Raw genomic sequence first — 1,753 nt, 5'->3', positions numbered from 1 at the left:
AGGCTGATGGCGGCGATGGTGGAGCCGAGCAGGGCCAGCGCGAGCAGGACGGCGGCGGCGACCGGGGAGCGCCCTCTCCGCCCTCGGCATCTACGCCGTGTCGGCGGGCGCGTTCCTCGGCGCCCTCACCGCCACCGCCTTGGTCCACCTCGCCTCCCGCACCGCCGCGGGCGTCACCCCGCTGCGCCTGGTGCTCACCGGCGTCGCGCTCGCCTTCGGCTTCGAGGCCCTGATGAGCGTCATCGTCTACTTCACCCCGGACAGCGAGGCCACCAGCACCGTCCTGTACTGGACGATGGGCAGCTTCGGCGCCGCCACCTGGGGCGCGCTGCCGGTCGTCGCCGTCGTCGTCCTCGGCGCGCTGGTCGTGCTGCACCGGATGAGCCGCGCGCTGGACGTGCTCTCCTTCGGCGACGAGAGCGCCGCCTCCCTCGGCGTCGACGCGGACCGCGTCCGCACCCGCCTGTTCGCGATCACCGCGCTGGCCACCGGCGCGATGGTCGCCACCAGCGGGGCCATCGGCTTCGTCGGCCTGGTCGTCCCGCACCTGGTGCGCATCGCGATCGGCGCGGGCCACTCCAGGGTGCTGCTGATCGCCCCGCTGCTCGGCGCGGTCTTCATGGTCTGGGTCGACCTGGCCTCCCGCGTCCTCGTCGCCCCGCGCGAACTGCCCCTCGGCGTGCTCACCGCGCTCATCGGCGTCCCGGTGTTCCTCGCGCTGATGCGCCGCCGCGGCTACCTGTTCGGGGGGCGGTGACCGTGGACCTGGGCGTCGAGTCCCTCACCGTCGAGCTGTCCGGCCGCGCCATCGTCGACGCGATCACCTTCGACGTCGAACCGGGGACCGTCGTGGGTCTGGTGGGCCCCAACGGTTCCGGCAAGTCCACCGTGCTGCGCTGCGTCTACCGGGCGCTGCGCCCCACCCGCGGCGTCGTGCGCGTCGGCGGCGCGGACCTGGACGCCCTGTCCGCCCGCGACCGCGCCCGGCGGATCGGCGCGCTCACCCAGAACAGCACCGGCGAGCTCGACTTCACCACCGAGGAGGTCGTGGCGCTGGGCCGGTCCCCGCACCTGCGCGGCAACGCCCCGCTCACCGCCGCCGACCGCGCGCTGTGCGACGAGGCCATGCGGCAGGTCGGCGTCGAGCACCTGCGCGGGCGCGGGGTGCTGTCGCTGTCCGGCGGCGAGTGGCAGCGCGTCCTCATCGCCAGGGCCCTGGCGCAGCAGCCCGAGGTGCTGGTGCTGGACGAGCCCACCAACCACCTCGACCTGCGCCACCAGCTCGACCTGCTGCGGCTGCTGCGATCCAGCGGCCTGACGGTCCTGGTGGTGCTGCACGACCTCAACCTCGCCGCCGCCGCGTGCGACCGCCTCTGCGTGCTCTCGCGCGGCGAGCTGGTCGCCTCCGGGACACCCGCCGAGGTGCTCACGGAGTCGTTGCTGGCCACCGTGTTCGGCGTCAGGGCCGCGATCGTCGAGCACCCCGTCGACCGCGTCCCGCAAGTGCTCCACTCGCTCTCCCACCACCCCGGAGGAACCCCATGAGCGCCCCCAGAGCCCTCCCCGTCGCGCTCGCCGCGCTGCTGCTGTCCGGCTGCGGCGCGCAGGTCGAGCAGCGGGGCGGGGAGGCGGCCACCGCCACCGTCGACCGCTGCGGCGAGCAGGTCGAGTACCGCGTGCCGCAGCGGGCCGTCGCCTACGAGGGCGGCAGCGCGGACAAGCTGTTCGCCCTCGGCCTGACCGAGCACGTCCA

General features: G+C 74.8%; 1 protein-coding gene and 2 pseudogenes. All 3 read left to right on the top strand.

Going from position 1 to position 1,753, the window contains the following annotated elements; genetic code table 11:
* Positions 1-76 precede the first annotated feature (76 nt).
* Positions 77-757: pseudogene (locus ACTUAL_RS06465) on the top strand (FecCD family ABC transporter permease); the annotation flags it as partial.
* Complete coding sequence (locus tag ACTUAL_RS06460; protein ID WP_096495749.1) at positions 754-1,545, top strand: ABC transporter ATP-binding protein; 792 nt, start codon at positions 754-756, stop codon at positions 1,543-1,545. The pseudogene ACTUAL_RS06465 and the gene ACTUAL_RS06460, both read left to right, overlap by 4 nt.
* Positions 1,542-1,753 (top strand): annotated as a pseudogene (locus ACTUAL_RS06455) (ABC transporter substrate-binding protein); the annotation flags it as partial. The gene ACTUAL_RS06460 and the pseudogene ACTUAL_RS06455, both read left to right, overlap by 4 nt.

The organism is Actinosynnema sp., from assembly GCF_052038725.1.
The sequence above is the reverse complement of the archived record's forward strand: the minus strand, read 5'-3'. Positions and strand labels throughout refer to the sequence as shown.